The 252-nt window shown below is 57.1% G+C and carries 1 protein-coding gene; it reads left to right on the top strand.

From position 1 onward, the window contains the following. Positions 1–43 precede the first annotated feature (43 nt). On the top strand, positions 44–252 hold a 209-nt coding region (locus ACY9Z2_RS19210), incomplete at its 3' end, for a hypothetical protein (protein WP_463611278.1).

The following is a 252-nucleotide window of genomic DNA, read 5'->3' as shown; positions in this document are numbered from 1 at the left end:
TGCGCTGAATCCCGATACGGCTGGCGACGGATTGTATGACTACATGGAAATCTCCGGCTGGACGATTCAGTTTGAATACGCCGGACAGACCTTTACGACCCGTGTCTATTCCGACCCGACGATTCCCGACACCGACAGCTACGGCGTCAGTGACTATCAGGAATATCTCAACGGCCTCAACCCGCGAAGCCGGGACACCAACGGCGACGGCATTGCGGATACGGGCCAGTCACAGATACCCGAAGCCGCAAT

The organism is Virgibacillus sp. GM2-2 (genome assembly GCF_055329585.1).
The sequence above is the reverse complement of the archived record's forward strand: the minus strand, read 5'-3'. Positions and strand labels throughout refer to the sequence as shown.